The following is a 24,901-nucleotide window of genomic DNA, read 5'->3' on the forward strand; positions in this document are numbered from 1 at the left end:
CGCGGCTCGCGGCTCGCGGCTCGCGGCTCGCGGCTCGCGGCTCGCGGCTCGCGGCTCGCGGCTCGCGGCTCGCGGCTATGGTTAGTAGCGCACTTCAAGTTGTTTGGCAACCTTCCATGCAGGTCCTGGTGGATTCGAGTGCTGGTCAACACCGTAAGCGAGAATTCCCGCCAGTCAGAGTTCACACGTGGTTCGTCGGGACTGCGGTTGCACTGAACTGCTCGGTCTCTGGCCAGCCAAGGGGAAGAGGGGCGTCAAAGAGGCCCGGGCCAGCGCTGGTGTCAGCCGGCCGCTGATGCCGCTGATGCCGCTGCGTCGGCCAGTGACACCGCCGCTGATGCCGCTGCGTCGGCCAGTGACACCGCCCCTGATCACGTCCGTCGACCTGGCTGGCGCCTCATCCGCGCTAATTTGCTTGGCCGCCCTGTGAGCTGGGTTGCGCGCAGGCCGCGAGCAGCTGGTACGTCGACATGGACGCAACGCGGCCATGCCCTGCGTAGTTCGCCGCTCTGCGCTCAACGGCCGATAGCTGGGGAACGGTCGGGTGAGAGGTCGGGCCGGTGGGTTCCGGATGAAGACCGTCGGGTCGGAGGCGTTCTTGTAGCCGCTGCCGGGCGAACTGCCGGACGGCCCACGTGGATGCGGCGCGCCCGCCCCGATGGAGGAAGGTCAGAACCGCGTGGAACCCCGCAAAATGCAGTACTACCCCTGATCAGCGGGGGGGGGGTGCCCCCAATGGGCCCATCGCCATGACGCGGGCCTGGGTGATCGGGCCGCTGCGGCGCACGAGCCGGGGGCGGCAGCGGCGGCCTGGGTACCGGTAGATCGATCAGGTCACCCACCTCGGCCACCTGCTGCAGTGTCCGTGCCAGTGACCGCAGCGCTTGGCGGGTGGCGTCCAGCTGGCGCCGCAGCTCGTCGGCCTCGGACCAGGCCCGCTCGTAACTCACTGGATCTGTGCCCTCCGGCCGCAGCGACTCATACGCCGAGAGCCGTGGATGCCACACCGTCAGCAGAGGCCGCAGCACGCGGTTGAGTGTCACCATCGCCAGCACCCCGAAGGTGAGACGCCCCGGCGGCACCGGCGGTGCAACGGCCGGGCCGTGCTCGTGCAGGATGCCTCGGGTGACGTCATAGAGGGAGTACAGCGAGGTGAGTGCCTCGCGCAGCACGCCTTCGTCCCGCTCCAGCGGAACTACTGCGACCCGGCTGGCCAGTTGGAAGTACAACTCCCAGGCGGCCGTGCGCTCGGCCTCGGCCGGCTCCCACAGGCCCGTCACCTCGCCGACGAACGGGATCGTCAGTTTCGCCGTGACCTGTGAAGGCCCCGTACGCCCCCGCCGCGGCGCCTCGCCGGACTGCGTCATGATCGCCTCCCCGGTTCCCCACAGTAGGGTATGGCACCGTGTGGGACGTCTTCCTCAGCTACAGCCGCCGAGACGCCGGGCACGTCCGCCGGCTCCACGAGGAGCTCATCGCGGCCGGGCTGACGGTGTTCACGGACGAGTCCGCGGTCGCCGGGTTCGCCGGTATCAGCGACAGCATCCGCCGTGCGCTCGCCAACTCCCGCGTCCTGCTTGCGTACTACTCCACCGGCTACCCCGAACGCCCCGCCTGTCAATGGGAACTGACCGCCGCATTCCTCGCGGGGCTCGGCGAAGGCGACCCCCGCCGCCGAGTTCTGGTGGTCAACCCCGAGCCGGACGCCGCGCACATCCACCCGGTCGAGCTGCGCGACACCCGGCACGGTGAACCGGAGACCCTCGTCCCGGACGTCCTGGCCCACCTGCGGCAGGTGCCCGGTCCCATGCGGCTGCACTCCGCGCCCCCACGCGTGCACGGCGAGATTCCCGCCGCCGTGGGGGAGTTCATGGGCCGGATGCCCGAACTGTGGCGCCTGCACAGCGCCCTGCACGTCCAGGAGGCACCCCTCGTCACGGGCCGCACCTCGGGCCGACCTGTGCAGCTGCGCGGCATGCCGGGCATCGGCAAGACCCGGCTCGCACGCGAGTACGCGCTGCGGTTCGGCGCCGCGTTCCCCGGCGGCGTGCACTGGGCCCGTGCCGACGCGCCGCAGCCGCCGCAGACACCCGACGGCCCCTGTCTGTACGTCGTGGACGACGTGCCCCACGGCCTGGCCCCCCGCTCCGTCACCGAGCTCACGTCCCCGCATCCCTCGGTCCGCACCCTGCTGATCACACGCAGCCGCGCCTACGGGGGACACGGCGAACACCTCGACCTGGAACCGCTCCCCGACGCGGTCGCCGCCGTCCTGGCGGGCGCCCCCGAGATCGCCGAAGCTGCCGCCGGGCACCCTGGGGCGCTCGGACTGCTCGGCCGTGCGGTGAGCACTGGCCAGGATCCTGCGGCCCTGGCAAGGCGGCTGTACGAACAGGGCCGTTCACTCCTCGACGTCCTCGCCGCCGATGAGTTCACAGCGGATCACGTGCGCGACGCGCTGACCGCACCCGCCGAGGCCCAGGACGTGCTGCGCTGCGCGCTGGCCCTGTCCCCTCTGCCGGTCACCGCCGAGACCGCGGCCACCGTCCTCGCCGCAGCCGATCGGCTGCCGCGTGCCGTAGCCCTGCGCCGCGCGAGTGCAGGTCTGGCCGAGCTGATTGCCCGTGGACTGCTCACGCCCTTCCCGCACCACCTGCACCCGGTCACGGCGCATGCCTGGCTCCACCACGAAGGCGACTCGGCGCGCGCCGAGGCACTGCGCCGTGCGGTTCTCTCCAGCCTCGGAGCCACGGCCACTACGCTGGGTGCCCCCGGACTCCCGGTTCCCGGCGTACGGAAGGAGAGCGTGCCGATGACGGTCAGCGAGGCCGAGCGGATGGCTGCCTTCGACCTGCAGGTTGAGCTGGTGAGCCGCATCGGCGTGCAGCAGCTCCCGGACGGCAGCGGGAGTCTGCGTGAGGCGCTCACCTCCCTGAACAGCCTGTTCCCGTTCACCCGCGAGACGCTGCATCGCTACAGCGTCGGGCTGGGCCCGAGCACGGCGCCCTCCGTTCAGTCGGTGGCGGACCATCTTCTGAACGAGATCCTCCGCCCCTTCCTGTCTCGCTGGCATCCCCTCCTCAGGGCTTGGGAGGCTGACCGGCCGCCCCACACCAGCCCGCTGGACCACGAAAGCGCCTGGGATCACGCTGACACGTTCCGCACGGACCTGAACGCCTTGCGGGAGCCACTCCGGGGGGCGACTGCTTCGCTGGCGGGGATCTCTGGGGCGGAGTTCGGGATCTCAGCAGAGGTCTGAGCGTTACTTCCGGGTCAGTTGTACGTCTCCCCGCTGAGCCCGTGCGGCCGTCTCAGGGCCGCACGCGCGTGACCATCTGCATGAACCTTCAGGCCGCCGTGCCAGGGGCCGTATCCGCCTCGTCCCCGGCCTCATCCGATGCCCGTTCGTCCACGGGCCGGATCACGAACTCCTGGAGAAGCATGTAAGCGAGCTTGCGGTCCGAGCCCATCCGACCCCATCCGATCATGCCGACTGAGACCAAAACTGCGACCGAGCACGAAGAAGGGCCCCGCTGCAAGCAGCGGGGCCCTTCAACATCGTGCCCGGTGAGGCACTGGCGGAGGATACGAGATTCGAACTCGTGAGGGGTTGCCCCCAACACGCTTTCCAAGCGTGCGCCCTAGGCCACTAGGCGAATCCTCCGCCGCAAACAATACAAGACGTTGGGGAGTGCTCGCGAACATGATCCGTCTCCGGCCGTCTCCGGCCGTCTCCGGCCGTCTCCGGAACCGAGATCGCTTCCGAGATCGTTCCGAGCCGGGTGCCGGGTGCCGGGTGCCGGGTGCCGGGTGCCGGGTGCGGACCGACGTGGCTTCCGGCCCTCGGGATCCGCTAAGGTGGGCGTCAGCCCCTCACGTGGCGCTATCTGACTGAACTCCCCCAGGGCCGGAAGGCAGCAAGGGTAAGTTGGCTCTGGCGGGTGCGTGGGGGGCGCTTTGCGTTCGCGGTAGGTGTTGTCAGTGGTCGCCATTAACCTCGTATGCGTGTCGTCTCTCGCGTTGTACCGCCGCTATCGCCCGGAGTCGTTCGCCGAGGTCATCGGGCAGGAGCATGTAACCGACCCGTTGCAGCAGGCGCTGCGCAACAACCGGGTCAATCACGCCTACCTGTTCAGTGGTCCGCGCGGCTGCGGCAAGACGACCAGCGCGCGCATCCTGGCCCGCTGTCTCAACTGTGAGCAAGGTCCCACTCCGACGCCCTGCGGCGAGTGCCAGTCCTGCCAGGACCTGGCGAGGAACGGCCCGGGTTCGATCGACGTCATCGAGATCGACGCCGCTTCGCACGGAGGTGTGGACGACGCGCGTGACCTGCGCGAGAAGGCCTTCTTCGGCCCGGCGAGCAGTCGGTACAAGATCTACATCATCGACGAGGCCCACATGGTCACGTCGGCGGGCTTCAACGCCCTGCTGAAGGTGGTCGAGGAGCCGCCGGAGCATCTCAAGTTCATCTTCGCGACCACCGAGCCCGAGAAGGTCATCGGGACGATCCGCTCGCGTACGCACCACTATCCATTCCGGCTCGTGCCGCCGGGGACGCTCCGCGAGTATCTGGCGGAGGTGTGCGGTCGTGAGGAGATGGCCGTCGAGGACGGCGTCTTTCCGCTGGTGGTGCGGGCCGGTGCCGGGTCCGTGCGTGACTCGATGTCCGTCATGGACCAGCTCCTCGCCAGCGCGAAGGAGGACGGCGTCACGTACGCCATGGCGACCTCCCTCCTCGGTTACACGGACGGGTCGTTGCTCGACTCCGTGGTGGAGGCCTTCGCATCGGGGGACGGGGCGGCCGCCTTCGAGATCATCGACCACGTCATCGAGGGCGGAAACGACCCCCGGCGCTTCGTCGCGGATCTCCTTGAGCGGCTGCGGGACCTGGTGATCCTCGCGGCGGTTCCGGACGCGGCGGAGAAGGGGCTCATCGACGCCCCATCGGACGTCGTGGAGCGGATGCAGGCACAGGCGAGCGTCTTCGGCGGCGCCGAGCTCAGCCGCGCGGCCGACCTCGTCAACGAAGGCCTCACGGAGATGCGCGGCGCGACCTCGCCCCGGCTGCAGCTGGAACTGATCTGCGCCCGCGTACTGCTTCCGGCCGCGTACGACGACGAGCGCTCGCTCATGGCCCGCCTCGACCGCCTTGAGCGCGGCGGCAACTTCGTGGCGGGTCCCCAGGGCGGTGGTCCCGGTCCTGGTCCCGGGCCCGCGATGGCTTACGTCCCTGGGCCCGAGGCTCATGCCGGGGGGCAGCAGCCAGGGGGCGCGATGCAGCCCGGCCCCGTTGAGCAGCAGGTTTCGCCGGGGGGCGGGGCTGCGGCGGCGCGGGCCGCTGTGCGGGGCGGGGGGCAGGGGCCTGCTTCTCCGGGTCCTGCTGCTGCTCCCTCTGGCCCGGCTTCTCCCGCTTCTCCCGCTTCTCCCGCGCCTTCCGCGCCTTCCGCGCCTTCCGTGCCTTCCGCGCCTGAGCATGCGGCGCCGGTTGCCGCGCCCGTGCAGGCGGCTCCGGCTCCGGCCCAGGCTCCGGCCCAGGAGGCTGCCTCGCCGTCCGGTGAGCGGCGGCCCGGTGGGTGGCCCACGGCTTCGGCGCCCGGTAGCGGCCCGGCGCAGCCTCCCGCTCCCGCTGCCCCTGCTTCCGCTCCTCCGGCGGCCCCTCGCCCCGGTGGCTGGCCCACTGCCGCGAACGCGGGCGGCGGCGCTCCGGCTCCGCAGCAGCCCTCGCAGGCGGCACCCGCTCCGGCCTCAGCCCCGGCCCCGGCCCCGGCTCAGGCTCCGGCCCAGGCGGCTGCGGTGGGCGGGCCCGACCCGCGTTCCCTGTGGCCGAACATCCTCGACGCGGTGAAGGGCCGTCGCCGCTTCACCTGGATCCTGCTGAGCCAGAACGCCCAGGTGGCGGGCTTCGACGGGACGACACTGCAGATCGGCTTCGTCAACGCGGGGGCGCGGGACAACTTCGCCAGCAGCGGTAGTGAGGATGTGCTGCGGCAGGCGTTGTCCGAGCAGTTCGGGGTGCAGTGGAAGGTCGAGGCGATCGTCGACCCCTCGGGGGGCAGTGCGCCGCCGCCCGCGGCGGGCAACTTCGGGGGCAGTGCGCCGCCTCCGCCGTCCCGGCAGGCTCCGCCTCCGCAGCAGCAGGCTCCGGCGTCGGCGCCGAGCCCGACTCCCGCCCCGGCTCCGGATCCGGCACCGGCCACGGCCCCGGAGCGCCGTGTTCCGGATCACGTCTCTCCGGAGGACGACACCTGGGCGGACGATGACCCCGATCTGGTCGAGTCGGCGCTGTCGGGCCATGACCTGATCGTCCGCGAACTGGGTGCGACGATCGTCGAGGAGTACAACAACGAGCCCTGACCGGGTGGCCCTGACCGGGTGGCCCTGGTCGGGTGTCCCTGGCCGGGTGTCCCTGGCCGGGTGGCCATGGCCGAGCGGCCCTGATCGCCGGGCAGCCTCACGGCTGGACGTGTGCCGCCCGCCTGCGACTGAGGTCCAGCGTGTGGGTTCGGTTCCGGTTCAGCCCGCCCGCTTCGCGGCGGATGCTCCCCGCCACCCCACGTCAGGACGTCACCCCGGGCACGGGCGGGCCAGTGCGGCTCGACCCGCGGACGCGAACCCGACACCGGGTGAGCGCCACCCCCTGCTCCGCCAGGCCAGGCAGGCCAGGCATGCCCGTGCCGGGGCAGGCCGAGGCGAGGTCCAGGTTCAGGCCCAAGGCCAGAGAGCCTGGAGGAACGTACAACCGCCGGAGGCCCCACCCCTAGGGCTCCCGTACGAACGCACCGGCCCGCGCCAGCTAGGCTGACGCCCGTGAAGGTCCTCGTCATCGGCAGTGGTGCCCGCGAACACGCCCTGTGCCGCTCTCTGTCCCTCGACCCCGACGTCTCCGCCCTGTACTGCGCCCCCGGCAACGCCGGCATCGCGGACGTGGCCGAGTTGTACCCGGTCGACGCCCTCGACGGCAGCGCGGTGGCCGCCCTCGCCACCACCCTCGGCGCCGATCTGGTGATCGTGGGCCCGGAGGCGCCCCTGGTCGCCGGAGTCGCCGATGCCGTACGCGACGCCGGAATCCCCTGTTTCGGGCCCTCCGAGGAGGCCGCCCGGCTGGAGGGCTCCAAGGCCTTCGCCAAGGACGTGATGGCCGGCGCCCAGGTGCCCACCGCGCGGTCCTACGTCTGCACGAGCGCGGAGGACGTCGACAAGGCGCTCGCCGCCTTCGGAGCGCCGTACGTCGTCAAGGACGACGGGCTCGCCGCGGGCAAGGGAGTCGTCGTGACCGACGACATCGAGGCCGCCCGCGCCCACGCCCTCGCCTGCGACCGCGTCGTCATCGAGGAGTTCCTCGACGGCCCCGAGGTCTCCCTCTTCGCCATCACGGACGGCATCACCGTCGTCCCGCTCCAGCCCGCGCAGGACTTCAAGCGCGCGCTCGACGGGGACGAAGGGCCGAACACGGGCGGCATGGGCGCGTACTCGCCCCTCCCCTGGGCCGACCCGAAGCTGGTCGACGAGGTCATGCAGAGCGTGCTGCAGCCCACCGTCGACGAACTGCGCCGCCGCGGCACCCCCTTCTCCGGGCTGCTCTACGCGGGCCTCGCGATCACCGGTCGCGGCGTACGCGTCATCGAGTTCAACGCCCGCTTCGGCGACCCCGAGACGCAGGTCGTCCTCGCCCGCCTGAAGACTCCGCTCGCCGGAGTGCTGCTGGCCGCCGCCAACGGCACCCTCGTCGACCTGCCGCCGCTGCGCTGGAGCGACGACGCCGCGGTGACCGTGGTCATCGCCTCGCACAACTATCCGGAGACGCCGCGCACCGGCGACCCCATCGAGGGACTCGGCGATGTCGCGGCACAGGATGCCCCGGACGCGTACGTCCTGCACGCGGGGACGAAGCGCGACGGCGACGCCGTGGTGAGCGCGGGCGGCCGTGTGCTCTCCGTGACGGCCACCGGCACGGATCTGACCGCGGCGCGCGAGCGCGCGTACGCGGCGCTCTCCCGCATCCGCCTCGACGGCTCCCAGCACCGCACGGACATCGCGGCGAAGGCGGCCTCGGAGGCGTAGCCGAGGCCCTGACCAAGGCCCGTCACCAAGGCCGTCACCAAGGCTTCACCAAGGCCGTCTCCAAGGTCACCTACGCGCCCCCAAGCAAGGCCCCAAGCAAGGCCCCAAGCAAGGCCCCAAGCAACGGCTCACAGGCCCCGGATCCGACATCGGATCCGGGGCCTGACCGTCGTACGCCCGTCCTGCACCCGCCCTGCGCCCGCCCTACACCTTTACCCAAAGCCATTCGATCGAGTGACCGCTGGCCCATCCGGCTGACGATGCCCGGCGCCCCAACTAGGGTGCGGCGCAAGCGGTTCAGGTGCCCAGAGCCAAACAGACCACCGGCATTGCGATGTCGGTGGCGGGTGCCACAGTGGGGGAGTGAGCAAATCCATCGGCGGCTGCCGTCCGCCAACCGTCCCGGCCCATGGCCGGGCAGCAGGCGGCACAGGCAGCAGGGGGTGACATCGGTCGTGTCAGGTACGGGTGTGGAAGTGGGCGTGCAGTCCGCACGTTCCCAGGCGCTCGCCGTGCTGCGCATCCGCAGCAGGGCCCTTGCCGTCGCACTGCTGCCCGCGGCCGTCGCCGTCGTGCTGACAGCGGGCGGGGCCACGGGTCATATGACCGGCGGGAGTTGGGATGCCGCGCGCGGCGTCGTGACCGTCGTCGCCGCCCTCGTGCTGCTCGCCGCCGCGGCCATCGCGCTCGTGGTCGCGCGGTCCAGGCCCGCCGTCAGCCCGACCGTCCCGATCGCCGAGAGCTCGGCCCCCGACCTGTACCGCCTGGTGCGGGACCTCGCCGACCGCCTCGACGTCCCGGCGCCGTCGGCGATAGCGCTCACCCCGGACTGCGACAGCTGGCTGGAGGACCGCACACATCCGGCGCACGGCCCGCCCGCCGACGCCCGGGCCCCGGTATCGACGGAGGCCAAGGGCAATGGCGTACGGGACGGCGGCCCCGCCCCGCGCCGCCAGGCCCCCGTGGCACCGGTGCTCGTCATCGGCTCCCCGTTCCTGTGGTGGATGCGGGTCGGCGAGCTGCGCGCGGTGCTCGCCCCGGTCGTGGCGGGCACGGGCCCATCGGCGCATCCCGACATAGCCGCGGCCCGGCGCTTCATCCGCGGGCTCGACGCCGCGGTCGCCGTCACGTCCGCTCCGGGACGCGGCCCGCTCGTGCGCGCGACCCTGAGCGGCGCCGGCTGGGTGACACGGTTGCTCCTGCGCAGTTGCCGGGGGCATGCCGGTGAGATGGAGCGCGGGGTCGCGGCAGCCGCCGCCGAGCGCGCCCAGGCCGTGGACTACGGAGTGCGGATCGTCGCCCAGGAGCAGGTGGGCCTGGCGTATGCCGGGTGGGACCGGCTCCTGACCAAGGTCGCGCTGCCCGCGTGGCGCATGGGGCGCTGGCCCTCGCGCCTCGACGCGGGTGTCGTATCCGCCCTCACCGAGCTCTCCCGCAGGGACCGTCTGGCCGAGGGCTTCACGTCCCGCTTGGGGGAGCGCCCCGCCTGTGACCTTCTGGAGGAGCCGGGTTCGATGGACGAGGCGGCTTCACTGCTCGCCGCCCGCCTCTTCCACGGCGGCCCCGCCGAGCAGGGGCCGGACTGGGCGCCGGTGGCGTGGGACGAGTATCCGGACGAGGTCGTCGACCGCAAATGGCGCATGGACGCCGCCCGCCTCCACCGCGTCCTGGACTCCCTGGGAGTCAGCCACTCCGCCGACCCGACGGCCCCCGACTCCAAGGAGCCGACGCTGGGCCGCGTACTGGACCATCTGACGGCGCAGGGCCCCGGCTTCGACGGGACACATCCCACCGAACCCGAACCCGAACCCGAACCCGACCTCGAACTCGACCTTGAACGCGAACGCGACCTCGACCTCGAACCTGAGCCCGACGGCATCCCCGCCCAGGCCCACGAGCCCGACCTCACGCCCGAGAGCGACGAGTTCGCGGCCGGGGGAGCCGGAGGAGCCGGAGAACCCGGAGCAGACGCCGAACCGCGCGACCAGACCGAACCGCGCGACCAGACCGAAGCGCGCGACCAGACCGAAGCGCGCGACCAGACCGACGAGACCGACGAGCTCGAAGAGCCCATCGACGGCCCCGGCGGACCCCTCGCCGCAGGCCTCACCGCCGAACTCGCCCGCGAGGAAGCCGCCGCCCCGCCCCGCCCCGCACCCACGGGGCAGGGCCCGGACGACGCGCTCTGGGACGACGGCATGCTGCCGCTGTTCCCGCTCCAGCCGCCGCGTACGGGGCGGGAGTTGCTGGCCGACCACGTCACGGCCCTGGTCTGCTGCGCGGCCGTGGACACGGCGGGCGCGGCCCCCGGCCTCGACTGGCTCGACGGCCCCTCCCTCCTGGTCGACGGCGAGCGCGCGAAGGACCTCACGCCGCACGTCCTGAGCCTCGTGGAGGACGGCGACCCCATCCCGCTGCGCGGCTGGCTGGCCCGTCTCGGCGTCCGGCCGGAGAAGCCGGTCCGGCTGGTCTGAGGCGAAAACTTGAACCCCGGGCACCCCACCCTGCGCGCGGACCCCACCCATCCGCCCCCAAGTACCGGAACACTTCCTTCCGTTCTCGTCGATTAGCGACGAACGGTGACGGAGTGCGTGCGTAATGTGATGTGCTGGGATCGACCGCCGTACGGGACATGCCGACAGCGCCCCCACACGGACAACGCGCCACAACGCACGGGCAACACGCACCACACGACGCACACCGCGCACCGCACGCCACAGACGGACAACGGAGCAACCCGCACCGCACAGCGCAGAGCAATCTCGGGGGAGCAGCAAGGGAGGGGTACCACACATGGGGTCGGAGCAGATTCGCAGGTGGGAATCGGGCGCCCTGGCGCACGCCGTTACCGACCCCTTCGGGCAGGGGCCCCTGCCCTGGCTCCGAGGCCCCGAGCACTACTTCGACGACACGGGCCAGGTCGTGCCCTGGTACATCGACCACGCCCCGGCGCCCGGCGCGCAGAACATCCCCGCGCCCCGCAAGCGCGTCCGTACGAACGGCCCCCGCACCGCCGACGACGTGCACGGCCAGATCAAGGGCTTCGCCTCCACCGGCGCCGCCGCCCCCGGCGAGGCGATCGACTTCCACGTGACGGTGGACCCGCCCCAGCAGTTCAGCGTCGACATCTACCGCATCGGGCACTACGGGGGCGACGGCGCCAGCAAGATCAGCACGAGCCCCCGCCTCTCCGGCATCGTCCAGCCGCCCCCGCTCACCGCCGACCGCACCGTCTCCTGCCACCACTGGTGGCTCTCCTGGCGTCTGCAGATCCCGAGCTTCTGGAGCGTCGGGGCGTATGTGGCGGTCCTCACCACGGTCGACGGCTACCGCTCGCACGTCCCGTTCACGGTCCGTGACGACAGCCGCGCCGATCTGCTCCTGCTGCTGCCTGACATCACCTGGCAGGCCTACAACCTCTACCCCGAGGACGGGCACACGGGCGCCAGCCTCTACCACGCGTGGGACGAGAAGGGCCGCCTCCTCGGCGAGAGCGAGGCCGCCCACACGGTCTCCTTCGACCGTCCGTACGCGGGCGCGGGACTGCCCCTGCACGTCGGTCACGCCTACGACTTCATCCGCTGGGCCGAGCGGTACGGCTACGACCTCGCGTACGCCGACACCCGCGACCTGCACGCGGGACGCATCGACCCGACCCGCTACCGGGGCCTGGTCTTCCCCGGCCACGACGAGTACTGGTCGTCGAACATGCGCCGCACGACGGAGGAGGCCCGCGAGCACGGCACCTCCCTCGTCTTCCTCTCCGCCAACACCATGTACTGGCAGGTGGAGTTGGGTCCTTCCCCCTCCGGCGTGGAGGACCGCCTGCTCACCTGCCGCAAGCGGAACGGCCCCGGAAAACCCGCCCTCTGGCGCGAGCAGGACAAGGCCGAGCAGCAACTCCTGGGCATTCAGTACGCGGGACGGGTCCCGGAGCCCGCCCCCCTCGTCGTGCGCAACGCCGACCACTGGCTGTGGGAGGCGACCGGCGCGCACGAAGGGGACGAGCTGGAGGGCCTGGTCGCGGGCGAGGCCGACCGCTATTTCCCGCGCACGGCGCTTCCGGAGCACCAGGACCGCATGCTCCTGGCCCACTCTCCGTACGAGGACTCCGACGGCGTCAAACGCCACCAGGAGTCGTCCCTCTACCGCGCCCCGTCCGGCGCCCTGGTCTTCGCCTCCGGCACCTTCGCCTGGTCTCCGGCGCTCGACCGCCCCGGCCATGTGGACACCCGCGTCCAACGCGCCACTGCCAACCTCCTGGACCGCATCTGCAAACGGGACTGACGCCCCCGGACGCCCCCCCCGGGACTGACGCCCCCGGGACTGACGCCCCCGGGACGCCCCCGGACGCCCCCGGGACTGACGCCCCCGGACGCCCCCGGACGCCCCCCCCGAATGTCCCCGGGACGCCCCCCGACATCACCCACCGCACCCACAGAGGCTGCCCACCGACCTCCCCCTGGCCGCGAGCCCTCTCCCCATGCGGGAGAATCGGCCGTACTCAGTCAGAACCACGGGGAGGAACCGTGTCCGGATTCGTAGAAAAGCCCGAGCCGCTTCAGGTGCCGGGCCTGGTGCATGTGCACACCGGCAAGGTGCGCGACCTGTATCAGAACGAGGCGGGCGACCTCGTGATGGTCGCGAGCGACCGCATGTCCGCCTACGACTGGGTGCTGCCCACGGAGATCCCTGACAAGGGCAGGGTCCTCACGCAGCTCTCCCTGTGGTGGTTCGACCAGCTCGCCGACCTCGTGCCCAACCACGTCATCTCCACCGACCTGCCGCCCGGCGCCCCCGCCGACTGGGAGGGCCGCACCACGGTCTGCAAGTCCCTGCGGATGGTCCCGGTCGAGTGCGTCGCCCGTGGCTATCTCACGGGCTCCGGCCTGGTCGAGTACAACGAGTCGCGCACCGTCTGCGGCCTCGCGCTGCCCGACGGCCTGAGCGACGGCTCGGAGCTGCCCGGGGCGATCTTCACGCCCGCCACGAAGGCGGAGGTCGGCGAGCACGACGAGAACGTGAATTACGAGGAAGTGGCCCGCCAGGTGGGCGCGGACACGGCGGCCCAGCTGCGTCAGGCGACCCTCGCGGTCTACAGCCGTGCCTGTGACATCGCCCGCGAACGGGGTGTCATCCTCGCCGACACGAAGTTCGAGTTCGGCTTCGACGGGGACGACCTTGTCATCGCCGACGAGGTCCTGACCCCGGACTCGTCCCGCTTCTGGCCCGCGGACAGCTGGGAGCCGGGCCACGCCCAGCCGTCGTTCGACAAGCAGTTCGTACGCGACTGGCTGACCTCGCCGGCCTCCGGCTGGGACCGCAAGAGCGAGCAGCCGCCGCCCCCGCTCCCGCAGGACGTGGTGGACGCCACACGCGCCAAGTACATCGAGGCGTACGAGCGCCTGACGGGCCTGCCCTGGTAGCGGCGCCCTCCCGCAGAGGCACAGCTACAGACAGAGAGAACCCCCGGCGCCTCGGCGCCGGGGGTTCTCTCTGTGGAGCGGACGACCAGGTTCGAACTGGCGACCTCAACCTTGGCAAGGTTGCGCTCTACCAACTGAGCTACGTCCGCGCTGCGCCGAAGCGCGAGCCCAACTATACCCAACCCCGCTCGCGTGCGAGACGCACCGCGGCATGACGGTTCTCCGCCCCGGTCTTCGTGACGGCCGACGAGAGGTAGTTGCGGACGGTTCCCTGGGACAGCGCGGCCCGCTCGGCGATCTCCGCGACGGGCGCCCCGTCGGCGGCCAGTTCGAGCACTTCCGCCTCACGGGCGGTCAGCGGAGAGTCCCCGGCGGAGATCGCGTCGGCGGCCAACTCCGGGTCCACATAGCGGTTACCTGCGTGAACGGTACGGATGATCTCGGCGAGGCGCTGCGCGCTCACGGTCTTCGGCACGAAGCCCCGAACCCCCACCGCGAGCGCCCGTTTGAGATGCCCCGGTCTGCCATGACTCGTCACGATCATGGTGCGGCAGTGCGGCAGTTCGTCCCGAAGGGATGTGGCCACAGTCACACCGTCGGCGCCCGGCATCTCCAGATCGAGCACGGCCACATCGGGCCGGTGCGCCCGCGCCATGGCGAGGGCCTCGGGCCCCGACGCGGCCTCGGCGACCACGACAAGATCGTCCTCAAGCGCGAGGAGCGCGGCGAGAGCGCCGCGGATGAGGTGCTCGTCGTCGGCGAGCAGCACACGCAGGCTCATGGAGTGGCCCTTTCAGCTTCCTGGTGGCTGACCTGCTGGTGGCTGACCTGCTGGGGGCCGACCTGCCGGGGGCCGTCCTGTCGACGGTGGTCCTGTCGACGGTCGTCCTGTCGGGCGTCGCCGCGCAGCCTGGTCAGCGGCACCTCCGCGGCAAGGCGGAAGCGGCCGTCGCCGGACGCGAAGTCCAGCGTCCCGTCCACCGCCGCGAGCCGCTCACGGAGTCCGGCGAGGCCGGAGCCCTTCCTGCCCTCCGGCGCGGCCTCGGGCACCCCGTCGTTCTCGACGACGAGGGACGTACGTTCATCAGCGATCGTCAGGGTGATGTCGCACCGCTGCGCGTCCCCGTGCCGCAGCACATTGGTGGTCGCCTCCCGTACGACCCACCCCAGCGCCGACTGCACCGGGACCGGAAGCCCGGCGGACGAACCTGCCACCCGGCAGTCGATACCCGCCGCCTCAAGGACCCCTTGCGCACCGGCGAGTTCGACCGCGAGGTCGGCCTCCCGATACCCCCGGACCACTTCCCGCACCTCCCGCTGCGACTCCTGCGCGATCCGCTGCACCTCGACCATCTGGTCGACCGCCTCGGGCCGCCCCCGCCTGGCCAACTGCACCGCCAACTCGCTCTTCAGCGCGATGACCGCGAGATTGCGCCCCATCACGTCGTGCAGGTCCCGCCCGAACCGCAGCCGCTCCTCGGCCACCGCGAGCCGCGCCTCGACCTCGCGGGCCCGTACGGACTCCCACATCACGGAGAGCGTCCAGGCGCCGCAGCGCGAGGAGACCAGGGTCAGGAGGGCGGCGAGGACGATCATCAGGGCGAGCGCGACGAGCTGCCCGCCGCGCATCCCGGCGGCGGCGTACGCCCCCACGACCACGACGTCGAGGACGGCGAAGTGGGCGAGGAAGGAGCGGACCGGCACGGCGAAGGCGAGTGACTGGCCGTACGGGACGGCGAGGAACAGCGTCGCGAAGCTGAGCATCCCCTCCTTGGCGCCGTCGATCGCCGTCAGGGCGACGGCGAGAGCCACCGCGACGCCCATGAGGGCACGGGCCACGGCCAGATCGCGGCGCGGCATCTCCGCGCGCTTCAGGTAGTGGTCGACCGACCGTCGCAGCGAGCGGTTGACGTGCACGGACTGCATGGCGGCCACCGCGATCAGCGTCCAGCCAAGGATCAGCGGCATGGTCTCGTGCCGCAGGCTCACGCCCAGCGGCAGTGAGCCCCAGCTGAGGAAGAAGATCCACGGCACGGCGTGCCACGTGGTCATGCTCTGGAGCTCGACCTTCTCGATCTTGCTCCCCTCACGCCACTTCCGCTGCCACCCCCGCACCCGGCCGCCGACCACGCCTGACCCCTTCCGCAACTTCCTCAACGCCGCGGCTCCCAGCGGAACCACCGGCGTACAGCAAACACCGAGACCACGGTCCAGGCCACCGCGGTGGCGAGGGCGCCCAGGGTCTGGCCCCCGGAGAGGTCCCCGGTCCAGCCGCCGCGCACCAGCTCGATCACCGGCGAGAGCGGAAGGAACTCACAGATCGAGGCGACCTTGTCGGGCATGACCTCGAAGGGGATGAAGAGACCCGAGCCGAACATCGACGCGAACGTCAGAGGCATGCCCATGACCTGCGCGGACTCCACGGACCTGCTGAAGCTGGCGGTGACCGCGGCGAGGGCGGTGAACATCACCAGACCGAGCAGTACCCCGATCACGGCGAGCTGGGGTGCGCTGGGCGCCCCCGCGTCGAGGAGCGCCGCACAGCCGATCGCGAGGACGACGCACTGCGTCAGGCCGATGGCGACCGAGGGCAGCGCGGCCCCGGCGAGGATCTCCGGGTCCCGCAGCTCTCCGGTGCGCAGCCGCTTGAGGACGAGTTCCTCGCGGCGGGCGGCGAAGACCGTGGTCAGCGCCGAGTAGACGGCGAAGAGCAGGGAGATGCCGATGGCGCCCGGCACCACGACGGCTCCGATCGAGAGACCGTTGGCCTTCAGATCCATGCCGCCCGCGATCTGGCGCAGGCTGAACGGCATCGCGAGCGGCACGAAGAGGGCCGCGAACAAGGTGCCCTTGCTGCGCCCCAGCAAGGTCAGCTCGGCCCGCGCGAGCGCCCCCATCCGCCCCGCGGCAGTCGTCGTCGCCGACGTGGCCACCGCCGCCGTACTGATGCCACTCATGCCACTCATGCCACCGTCTCCTTACGCGTCACACCCGCGGTACCAGCTGCCGCCGCCGCACCCTCCGCGTCCCGCGCGATACGCAGGAACGCCTCCTCCAGCGAAGCCGCGCGCACGTCGAGCCGGCCGAGTGAGACGTCGGCGTCCCGCGCCCACAGCAGCAGCCCCGTGGCCGCCCGCTGCAACTCGTGCGTACGCAGCCGGACCCGCCTTCCGACCACCTCGTGCTCGCTCACCCCGAGCTCGGCGAGCGGCGGCAGATCCCCTACGAAGTAGCCGCTGGGCAGTTCGAAGGAGACCTGCGACGGCTGCTCGGCCACCACGTCGGCGACCCGCCCTTCGGCGGCGATCCGTCCCTCGTGCATGATCGCGAGCCGGTCGGCGAGGTTCTCGGCCTCTTCGAGGTAGTGCGTGGTGAGCAGCACGGTCGTGCCGTTGTCGCGCAGGGCCCGCACCAACTCCCAGGTCTCGCGGCGCCCTTCGGCGTCGAGCCCGGTCGTCGGTTCGTCGAGGAAGAGCACTTCGGGCTGCCCGATGAGCGCCGTCGCGAGATCGAGCCGCCGCTTCTCACCGCCGGACAGCATCTTCACGCGGACGCCGGACCGCTTGCCGAGCCCCACGATCTCCAGGGCTTCCGCGGCAGGGCGGGCGCCGCTGGTGCACCCCGCCCACATCTGCACGGTCTCCGCCACCGTCAGCTCCGAGGGAAAACCGCCCTCCTGGAGCATCACGCCGATCCGGTGGCGCACGGCGCCGCGTTCGGCGTACGGATCGTGGCCGAGCACCCGCACCCGCCCCCCGGCGGGTGCGGCGAGTCCTTCGAGCAGTTCGAGGGTCGAGGTCTTGCCCGCGCCGTTCGTCCCGAGCAGCGCGAAGAGCTCACCTCGTCCGACGGAGAACGAGACTCCCCGGACCGCCTCGAAACCGCCCCCGTACACGCGCCGTAGATCGGTCACGTCGATCACCTGGTCAGTCATGAGTAGAGCGTCCCCCGGCCACGGGCGCCGGAGCAGTGCGCGCTGTCACGGGCTCGCATGACAAATGTCAGAAGCGGTCGGACCCGCACAGGGCGAGAAGGCACACACGAAGAAGGCCCCGGTCGCGATGACCGGGGCCTTCTTATCTGGAGCGAACGACGAGGTTCGAACTCGCGACCTCAACCTTGGCAAGGTTGCGCTCTACCAACTGAGCTACGTTCGCATTGCCTCCGACCAGCTCTCACTGATCGGCGCGAGCACCAGCCTACCGCACTCGAAAGAGTGCCTGATCGGCGATGCAGAGCGGGTGACAGGAATTGCACACTGCGCCTTCCCCCTGGAAGGGGGATGTTCTACTACTGAACTACACCCGCAAGACTCCGTGAGGTTCGGGCCTTTCGGCCTTGCCCCTCGGCGTGTTCCAAACTCTAGCCGACCAGCGGGGGTGCAGGTCAAGTCGGTTGCCGAGGGGCCCTCCTGGCCGGGTGTCGGCCGAGGTCAGTTGGCCGCCTCGAAGGCCTCGTAGACCTTCTTGGGGATGCGGCCGCGCGGCGGCACGTCCATCTGGTGCGAGCGGGCCCAGGCGCGCACCGCCGCCGGGTTCGCGGCTACCGTCGTGTGCTTGTAGGCCTTGCCGGACTTCGACTGCTTGCGGGCCGCGTCCAGGTACGGGGCAAGTGCCATGCGCAGTTTCTTGGCATTGGTTTGATTGAGGTCGATCTCGTACGACTTGCCGTCAAGACCGAAGGCGATCGTCTCGGCCGCATCCCCGCCGTCGATGTCGTCAGAGAGAGTGACTACGACACGCTGCGCCACGAATATCGGTCCCTTCGTGCGGCTCGACCGCGTTGACGTGCGGTGATGCCGACTGTCCGGCTGTTATGGGCACTGTTATGTGCAAAGCATCGGCTAATGCCATTTCCTTTGTACAGTGCCTGGCAATGCATTGTGAAGCCCGACTAAATCCGCCCGCGTGTCCGGACGCAATGGGGATGCGTGATCTTTTCCGGGATTTTTCGCGAAGGTGCCCTGTTCGATACGTGGCTATGAGCAGGAACGTGACCGTCCTCACGTAGGTTTCTACGAATCTACGCGAGTAGAATTTTTGTGCGGGTAGTCTGAAGGGACCGCTCAGCCAGCACCACAACACCGGGAGTGCCAGTGGCACGCGTCGTAGTCGACGTCATGCTCAAGCCGGAGATCCTCGACCCCCAGGGCCAGGCGGTGCAGCGTGCACTTCCGCGCCTCGGTTTCAAGGGGATCGCCGACGTACGTCAGGGAAAGCGCTTCGAACTCGAGGTGGACGGGCCCGTCGATGACGCGGCCCTCGCCCGTATCCACGAGATGGCGGAAACCTTCCTCGCCAACACCGTGATCGAAGACTTCTTCGTAAAGGTGGAGGAAGAGAAGTGACTGCTCGAATCGGAGTCGTCACTTTCCCCGGAACCCTCGACGACCGCGACACCCAGCGCGCCGTCCGCGTCGCCGGTGCCGAAGCCGTGCCGCTCTGGCACCGGGACAAGGACCTGAAGCAGGTCGACGCCGTGGTGCTTCCCGGCGGATTCTCGTACGGCGACTATCTCCGCGCCGGAGCCATCTCGCGTTTCTCGCCGGTGATGGAGACGGTCATCGAGCAGGCGAAGGCCGGAATGCCGGTTCTCGGTATCTGCAACGGCTTCCAGGTGCTCACCGAGTCCCACCTGCTGCCCGGCGCGATGCTGAAGAACAACCACCTGCACTTCATCTGCCGCGACCAGAAGCTGCGCGTGGAGACGTCCGACACCGCCTGGACCGCCGACTACGAGGTCGGCCAGGAGATCTCCGTACCGCTGAAGAACATCGACGGCCGTTACGTCGCCGATGAGCGGACCCTGGACATGCTGGAGGCCGAGGGGCGGGTCGTCTTCCGCTACCTGACCCGCGGTGAAGCCGCTGGTGGATACGGAAATCCCAACGGGTCGCTGCGCGACATCGCCGGTGTCTCGAACGCCGCGGGCAACGTCGTGGGCCTCATGCCGCACCCCGAGCACGCCGTCGAGCCGCTGGTCGGGACCGGTGGCACGGACGGCCTGGGATTCTTCACCTCGATCCTGAAGAAGCTGGTCAACGTCTGATGACTCTGGACACCGTCAAGCACGCCGCCGAGACCCCCGAGGTCAAGCTGCCCTGGGCCGAACTGGGCCTGAAGGAAGACGAGTACGCCCGCGTACGCGAGATCCTGGGCCGCCGTCCCACCGGCGCCGAGCTCGCCATGTACTCCGTCATGTGGTCCGAGCACTGCTCGTACAAGAGCAGCAAGGTCCACCTGCGCCAGTTCGGCGAGAAGGCCCCCGACAACGACGCGATGCTCGTCGGCATCGGCGAGAACGCCGGTGTCGTGGACGTCGGCAACGGCTATGCCGTCACCTTCAAGGTCGAGTCGCACAACCACCCCTCGTACGTCGAGCCCTACCAGGGCGCGGCCACCGGTGTCGGCGGCATCGTCCGCGACATCATCGCGATGGGCGCGCGCCCGGTCGCGGTCGTGGACCCGCTGCGGATGGGCGCCGCCGACCACCCCGACACCAGGCGCGTCCTGCCGGGCGTCGTCGCGGGCATCGGCGGCTACGGCAACTGCCTGGGCCTGCCGAACATCGGCGGCGAGCTCGTCTTCGACGCCTGCTACCAGGGCAACCCGCTGGTCAACGCCGGTGCCATCGGTGTCATGCGGCACGAGGACATCCACCTCGCGAAGGCATCGGGCCCCGGCAACAAGGTCATCCTCTACGGGGCCCGCACCGGCGGCGACGGCATCGGCGGCGCGTCGATCCTGGCCTCCGAGACCTTCGACGACACCAAGCCGTCGAAGCGTCCGGCCGTCCAGGTCGGCGACCCCTTCCAGGAGAAGCTCCTCATCGAGTGCACCCTGGAGGCCTTCGCCGAGAAGCTCGTCGTCGGCATCCAGGACCTGGGCGCCGCCGGACTCTCCTGCGCGACCTCGGAGCTTGCGTCCAACGGCTCCGGCGGCATGCGCGTCGAGCTCGACGACGTACCCCTTCGCGACTCCACGCTCACTCCCGAGGAGATCCTCATGAGTGAGTCGCAGGAGCGGATGTGCGCGGTCGTCGAGCCCGAGAAGGTCGAGCGCTTCCTCGCGATCTGCGAGAAGTGGGACGTCATCGCCACCGTCGTCGGTGAAGTGACGGACGGCGACCGGCTTGAGATCTTCTGGCACGGCGAGAAGATCGTCGACCTCGACCCGCGCACCGTCGCCCACGACGGCCCGGTCTACGAGCGCCCCTACGCCCGGCCGAAGTGGCAGGACGCACTCCAGGCCGACGACGCCAACAAGCTCGCGCGCCCGGCGAGTCCGAAGGAACTGCGCGACCAGGTGCTCGCGGTCGTCGCGTCGCCGAACCAGGCCTCCAAGGCGTGGGTGACGGATCAGTACGACCGTTTCGTGCAGGGCAACACGGTGCTCGCGCAGCCCGAGGACTCCGGCATGGTCCGCATCGACGAGGAGTCCGGCCTCGGTGTCGCCCTCGCCAACGACGGCAACGGCCGCTACTCGAAGCTCGACCCGTACGCCGGCGCGCAGCTCGCCCTCTCGGAGGCGTACCGCAACGTCGCCGCGACGGGCGCCCGCCCGCTCGCCGTGTCGGACTGTCTGAACTTCGGTTCGCCCGAGGACCCGGACGTCATGTGGCAGTTCGCCGAGACCACCCGTGGCCTCGCGGACGCCTGCCAGATCCTGGGCACCCCGGTGACCGGCGGCAACGTATCGCTCTACAACCAGACGGGCGAGGCGGCCATCCACCCGACCCCGGTCGTCTCGGTGCTCGGCGTGATCGACGACGTCGCACGGCGCACGCCGATCGCCTTCGCCGAGGAGGGCCAGCTGCTCTACCTCCTCGGTGACACCACCGAGGAGTTCGGTGGCTCGGCCTGGTCGCAGGTCATCCACGACCATCTCGGCGGGCTTCCCCCGAAGGTCGATCTGGAGCGCGAGCGGCTGCTCGCCGAGATCCTGATCTCGGCCTCGCGCGACGGCATGATCGACGCGGCGCACGACCTCTCCGACGGCGGCCTCGCGCAGGCCGTCGCCGAGTCCTGCCTCCGCGGCGGGAAGGGCGCGCGCCTCGTCGTCCCGGACGGCCTGGACGCGTTCACCCTGCTGTTCAGCGAGTCGGCGGGGCGGGCGGTCGTCTCCGTCCCGCGCTCCGAGGAGCTGCGCTTCACCGACATGTGCGGGGCGCGGGGCCTTCCCGTGACGCGCGTCGGTGTGGTCGACGGCGACGCCGTCGAGCTGCAGGGCGAGTTCACGCTGACGCTCGGCGAGATCCGCGAGGCGCACGAGGGGACTCTTCCGGGGCTCTTCGCCTGACCGGTCCAGTGCGTACATGGCTGAAGGCCCCACCCGAGGGAGATCGGGAGGGGCCTTCAGTGCGCGTCGGGCGAGGTACTCGGCAGGCTGGGTACTCGTCAGCCGAGGTAGTCGAGCAGCTCGGCGGTGTCGATCTTGAAGCCGACCGGGTCCGGGAGGTCCACAGTGGCTCCCAGCCGCATCTCGTGGACGTCGGTATAGCGGCCGGTCTCGGCATCGGGATCGCTGTGGACCACGGCTTTGCCGAGCTCGCGGTCGATGAGCAGATACACCGGAATGCCGGCTGCCGCATAGGCCGCGGGCTTTTCCTCGCGGTCCCGTGCATGCGTGTCGGAGTCGTACGAGGTGACCTCCACCGTCATGAGGACACCGCTGGCGTCGGCCCAGTCGCGTTGGCCCTTGAAATAGCCCTCCGGCGCGAGCGATCCGTCCGGGCGGGCGCGACCCTTGCGGTACGTCTCGATCGTCAGCCCATGTTCCGCGCTGTACATCCACAGGTCAGGCCTGTGCTGCATGCAGCGTTTTGTCAGCCACGTGATGATCTCGACGTGGTCGCCGTCCGGCCCGTTCTTGACCCCGATCCGCCCGTTGATGAACTCCAACCTGACGCCCTCGAGCTGTTTGCCGGTGAGGCGGGCGAGGTGTTCGAACTCCTCGACCGACATCTGGACCTGCGGCGTGCGCTCTGCCATGACCGTCATGTTGCACTCCTCCCTGGGCAACGGCCAGTGTTGCCACTGACCAGCAGTGCCGGGGGTGTTCGGCCCCCGCTCACCCGTACGGGGGGAAGCGCCATGTCCATACGTCAACGCAGGCTTGCCAGAGGGCTTCAGTACCTGCTGTGGCTGATCTTTTTCGCCGATGTCGTCGCCGGGTTCCTCGTGGACCTGCCCTATCCGCTCTGGGCCGGCTGGATCCCGCTGCTCGGTGCGATAGGGATCAGTTTGGCGCTCCACAGGGACCTGAGCCACAGGGCCCGCACCGAGCCCCCGGCCCCCGTCGAGATCGAACCGCCCGTCACCGGCCGCTGGTCCGCGCTGAACAGCCCCGCCGACAAGGTCCCGAGCCACGGCACGCACAGCCTCGGGCAGACCTACGCCATCGACATCGTGGCCGAGCCGGAGGAGGGGCCGAAGCGGCCCGCCTTCGCCTGGCTGTGGCCGATCGCCCGGCGCAACAAGGCCTTCCCCGCCTTCGGGGCCCCGCTCCTGGCCGTCTCCGACGCGACCGTCGTGCACACCGAGGACAGCCAGCGCGACCACCTCAGCCGCAACTCCCTCGCCGCGCTCGTCTATTTGATGGTCATCGAGAGCGCCGTCCGGAGCCTGGGCGGAGCCCACCGCATCGTCGGCAACCACATCGTGCTCGACCTCGGCGGGGGAACGTACGCCATGTACGCCCATGTCCAGCGGGGTTCGCTCGCCGTCCGCGCCGGGGACAGGGTCGAGGCAGGGCAGGTCATGGCCCGCTGCGGCAACTCCGGAAACTCCACCGAACCCCATGTGCACTTCCAGCTGATGGACGGCCCCGACCTGGGCACCGCCCGGGGTGTGCCGTTCCGCTGGAGCGGCGTCGGGGTGCCCGCCGGCGGCGAGACGTTCACGGTGGGGGAAGAAGCCGTCCCGGTACCGTGACCTGCATGACTGACGAGCTGGGGCTGCGTGCGCGCAAGAAGAAGCAGACGGCCTCACGTATCTGGCGGGCGGCGGTGGATCTCTGCTCGGAGCGGGGCTTCGACCATGTCTCCGTGGCGGAGATCGCCGAGGCCGCCGAGGTGTCGAAGATGACCGTCTTCAACTACTTCGGCACCAAGGAAGGCGTGATCGTCAGCCCGATGGAGGAGCACGTCGGCGACCCGGCCCGCGCGGTGCGCGAGCGGCGGCCGGGGCAGTCCGCGGTCGACGCGATGCGCGGGCAGTTCCTTGAGCAGATCACCGGGCGCGACCCCTCGATCGGCCTCAGCGGCGACCCCCGCGCCCTCAAGGTGCGCCAGCTCATCGGCGATACACCGACCCTCGCGCACCGCATGGTCGGCTTCCACATGAGCAGCGTCCAACTCCTCACGGACGCGCTCGCCGAGGAGACGGGCGACACGCTCCTCGCCCGCGTCGCCGCCTCGCAGCTGATCGGCGCCCGCAACGCGCTCATCATGGAGAACCACCGGCGCACGCTCGACGGTGACCCGATGGACGAGATCGCCGAGGACTGCGCGCCGGCCACCGAGCGGGTCTTCGGCCAGGTGGAAAAGGGCCTCCAGGGGTACCCCGGGAAGAATTAGGCTCGCCCCATGCCACCGGCCAAGAAGCGCACACGTTCGTACGACCCCGCCAAGATCCGCACCGCGGTGCTCGCCCAGTTCGAGAACGTACGGGAAGCGGTCGGCGCCCTGGAGCCCGAGCAGCTCGCCCTGCCGACCCGGCTCGGCGGCTGGACCGTACGGGAGCTGGCCGCGCACCTCACGATGGCGCTGGGCGGCGCCACCCGCTTCCTGGCCATGCCTCAGCCACCGGCGCGCGAAGTGGCCCTGCTCGACTGGCCGTTCGCTACCGCGTCGGCCGCGGCGCAAGTGGACGAGGCGGTGCGGGCGTTCGCCGTGCAGGAGGATCTCAGCGGGCTGTACGCGCGCACCCTCGCCGATTTCGAGGCCGCGCTGCCCGATGTCACGCAGGGCCGCCTCACGCCCACCCGGTTCGGCGCGATGACCCTCGACGACTTCCTGGTCACCCGCACGGTCGAACTCATCGTCCACACCGACGACTTGAACGACGCCGTGCCGAACCTCGACGTCCCCTACGACCGTCAGGCCCTCGCCGCCTGCACCCGGCTGCTCGCCGACGCCCTCGCGGTGAAGGCTCCCGGCGGTGCCGTCGAGGTCAGGATCCCGCCGTTCGCCGTGGTCCAGTGCGTGGAAGGCCCCCGGCACACCCGCGGCACCCCGCCGAACGTCGTCGAGACCGACCCGCTCACCTGGATCCGCCTCGCGACCGGGCGTACGGAATGGAAGACGGCACTGGACGGGGCGAAGGTCAGCGCGAGCGGAGAGCGGGCGGATCTGGCGGCGCTGCTTCCGGTCATGAGCTAGCCGGGGGCGGCTCGACAGGGCGAGGGGAACCGGAT

18 protein-coding genes, 4 tRNA genes and 1 other RNA gene are annotated in these 24,901 nt (G+C 70.7%); 13 read left to right on the forward strand and 10 right to left on the reverse strand.

The window, feature by feature from the left end; all coding sequences use genetic code 11:
• The first annotated feature begins 1,405 nt into the window (after nt 1-1,405).
• Complete coding sequence (locus ACFVXC_RS37295; protein WP_389915013.1) at nt 1,406-3,259, forward strand: TIR domain-containing protein; 1,854 nt, start codon at nt 1,406-1,408, stop codon at nt 3,257-3,259.
• A 317-nt stretch (nt 3,260-3,576) separates the two neighbouring features.
• Here the strand turns inward: ACFVXC_RS37295 and ACFVXC_RS37300 are convergent.
• Nucleotides 3,577-3,664, reverse strand: a tRNA-Ser gene (locus ACFVXC_RS37300).
• Nucleotides 3,665-3,864: 200 nt separating this feature from the next.
• Here ACFVXC_RS37300 and ffs point away from each other — a divergent pair.
• The 6 genes from ffs (at nt 3,865) to ACFVXC_RS37330 (ending at nt 13,487) form a co-directional block, all read left to right on the forward strand.
• An RNA gene (gene ffs, locus ACFVXC_RS37305) (signal recognition particle sRNA small type) lies at nt 3,865-3,963 on the forward strand.
• 42 nt (nt 3,964-4,005) lie between these two features.
• Nucleotides 4,006-6,354 (forward strand): DNA polymerase III subunit gamma and tau, encoded by a 2,349-nt coding sequence (locus ACFVXC_RS37310; protein WP_389915015.1) that lies wholly within the window; start codon nt 4,006-4,008, stop codon nt 6,352-6,354.
• Nucleotides 6,355-6,807: 453 nt separating this feature from the next.
• Nucleotides 6,808-8,061 (forward strand): phosphoribosylamine--glycine ligase, encoded by a 1,254-nt coding sequence (purD, locus tag ACFVXC_RS37315; RefSeq protein WP_389915018.1) that lies wholly within the window; start codon nt 6,808-6,810, stop codon nt 8,059-8,061.
• 455 nt (nt 8,062-8,516) lie between these two features.
• Nucleotides 8,517-10,535 carry a hypothetical protein gene (locus ACFVXC_RS37320; protein ID WP_389915021.1) on the forward strand — a complete coding sequence of 673 codons (2,019 nt, stop codon included), beginning with the start codon at nt 8,517-8,519 and terminating at the stop codon, nt 10,533-10,535.
• A gap of 319 nt (nt 10,536-10,854) precedes the next feature.
• A complete protein-coding gene (locus ACFVXC_RS37325; RefSeq protein WP_389915023.1) occupies nt 10,855-12,348 on the forward strand; it encodes a N,N-dimethylformamidase beta subunit family domain-containing protein in 1,494 nt (497 codons plus the stop codon).
• Nucleotides 12,349-12,590: 242 nt separating this feature from the next.
• Entirely contained in the window at nt 12,591-13,487 is an 897-nt protein-coding gene (locus tag ACFVXC_RS37330) for a phosphoribosylaminoimidazolesuccinocarboxamide synthase (protein ID WP_389915026.1), read from the forward strand.
• A gap of 73 nt (nt 13,488-13,560) precedes the next feature.
• On the opposite strand, the gene ACFVXC_RS37335 is transcribed toward ACFVXC_RS37330, so the two are convergent.
• The 8 genes from ACFVXC_RS37335 to ACFVXC_RS37370 form a co-directional block, all read right to left on the reverse strand.
• Nucleotides 13,561-13,636: transfer RNA gene (locus ACFVXC_RS37335), tRNA-Gly, on the reverse strand.
• A 23-nt stretch (nt 13,637-13,659) separates the two neighbouring features.
• Nucleotides 13,660-14,268, reverse strand: coding sequence for a response regulator transcription factor (locus tag ACFVXC_RS37340; protein WP_249589031.1), 609 nt, complete (start codon nt 14,266-14,268; stop codon nt 13,660-13,662).
• Nucleotides 14,265-15,644, reverse strand: a complete 1,380-nt coding sequence (locus tag ACFVXC_RS37345) for a sensor histidine kinase (RefSeq protein ID WP_389915029.1) — start codon at nt 15,642-15,644, stop codon at nt 14,265-14,267. The genes ACFVXC_RS37340 and ACFVXC_RS37345 overlap by 4 nt, the downstream gene beginning before the upstream one ends.
• Nucleotides 15,641-16,444 (reverse strand): ABC transporter permease, encoded by an 804-nt coding sequence (locus tag ACFVXC_RS37350; protein ID WP_389915168.1) that lies wholly within the window; start codon nt 16,442-16,444, stop codon nt 15,641-15,643. The genes ACFVXC_RS37345 and ACFVXC_RS37350 overlap by 4 nt, the downstream gene beginning before the upstream one ends.
• Nucleotides 16,445-16,449: 5 nt before the next feature.
• The gene (locus ACFVXC_RS37355) at nt 16,450-17,421 is read right to left on the reverse strand and encodes an ABC transporter ATP-binding protein (protein ID WP_389915032.1); all 972 of its coding nucleotides are present in this window, start codon (nt 17,419-17,421) and stop codon (nt 16,450-16,452) included.
• A 147-nt stretch (nt 17,422-17,568) separates the two neighbouring features.
• Nucleotides 17,569-17,644 (reverse strand) — tRNA-Gly (locus tag ACFVXC_RS37360).
• A gap of 79 nt (nt 17,645-17,723) precedes the next feature.
• Nucleotides 17,724-17,795, reverse strand: a tRNA-Gly gene (locus tag ACFVXC_RS37365).
• A gap of 124 nt (nt 17,796-17,919) precedes the next feature.
• Entirely contained in the window at nt 17,920-18,237 is a 318-nt protein-coding gene (locus ACFVXC_RS37370) for an Lsr2 family protein (RefSeq protein WP_389915034.1), read from the reverse strand.
• Between the two features lie 345 nt (nt 18,238-18,582).
• On the opposite strand from ACFVXC_RS37370, the gene purS reads away from it, so the two are divergent.
• From purS to purL, 3 genes are read left to right on the forward strand one after another with little or no spacing between them, the layout of a single operon-like run.
• Nucleotides 18,583-18,834 carry a phosphoribosylformylglycinamidine synthase subunit PurS gene (gene purS, locus ACFVXC_RS37375; protein ID WP_135332092.1) on the forward strand — a complete coding sequence of 84 codons (252 nt, stop codon included), beginning with the start codon at nt 18,583-18,585 and terminating at the stop codon, nt 18,832-18,834.
• A complete protein-coding gene (gene purQ / locus ACFVXC_RS37380; protein ID WP_389915037.1) occupies nt 18,831-19,535 on the forward strand; it encodes a phosphoribosylformylglycinamidine synthase subunit PurQ in 705 nt (234 codons plus the stop codon). Before purS ends, purQ begins: the two co-directional genes overlap by 4 nt.
• Nucleotides 19,535-21,784: a phosphoribosylformylglycinamidine synthase subunit PurL gene (gene purL / locus ACFVXC_RS37385; RefSeq protein ID WP_389915039.1), complete on the forward strand. Its 2,250-nt coding sequence runs from the start codon at nt 19,535-19,537 to the stop codon at nt 21,782-21,784. Before purQ ends, purL begins: the two co-directional genes overlap by 1 nt.
• Nucleotides 21,785-21,882: 98 nt before the next feature.
• On the opposite strand, the gene ACFVXC_RS37390 is transcribed toward purL, so the two are convergent.
• Entirely contained in the window at nt 21,883-22,485 is a 603-nt protein-coding gene (locus ACFVXC_RS37390) for a Uma2 family endonuclease (protein ID WP_389915042.1), read from the reverse strand.
• A gap of 93 nt (nt 22,486-22,578) precedes the next feature.
• On the opposite strand from ACFVXC_RS37390, the gene ACFVXC_RS37395 reads away from it, so the two are divergent.
• The 3 genes from ACFVXC_RS37395 to ACFVXC_RS37405 are packed head-to-tail and all read left to right on the forward strand — an operon-like array spanning nt 22,579 to nt 24,866.
• Nucleotides 22,579-23,418 carry a M23 family metallopeptidase gene (locus ACFVXC_RS37395; protein ID WP_389915045.1) on the forward strand — a complete coding sequence of 280 codons (840 nt, stop codon included), beginning with the start codon at nt 22,579-22,581 and terminating at the stop codon, nt 23,416-23,418.
• A gap of 5 nt (nt 23,419-23,423) precedes the next feature.
• Nucleotides 23,424-24,062: a TetR/AcrR family transcriptional regulator gene (locus ACFVXC_RS37400; protein WP_389915047.1), complete on the forward strand. Its 639-nt coding sequence runs from the start codon at nt 23,424-23,426 to the stop codon at nt 24,060-24,062.
• Nucleotides 24,063-24,071: 9 nt separating this feature from the next.
• The gene (locus ACFVXC_RS37405) at nt 24,072-24,866 is read left to right on the forward strand and encodes a sterol carrier family protein (protein WP_389915050.1); all 795 of its coding nucleotides are present in this window, start codon (nt 24,072-24,074) and stop codon (nt 24,864-24,866) included.
• Nucleotides 24,867-24,901 lie beyond the last annotated feature (35 nt).

The organism is Streptomyces sp. NPDC058257, assembly GCF_042881845.1.
Classification (GTDB): Bacteria; Actinomycetota; Actinomycetes; order Streptomycetales; family Streptomycetaceae; genus Streptomyces.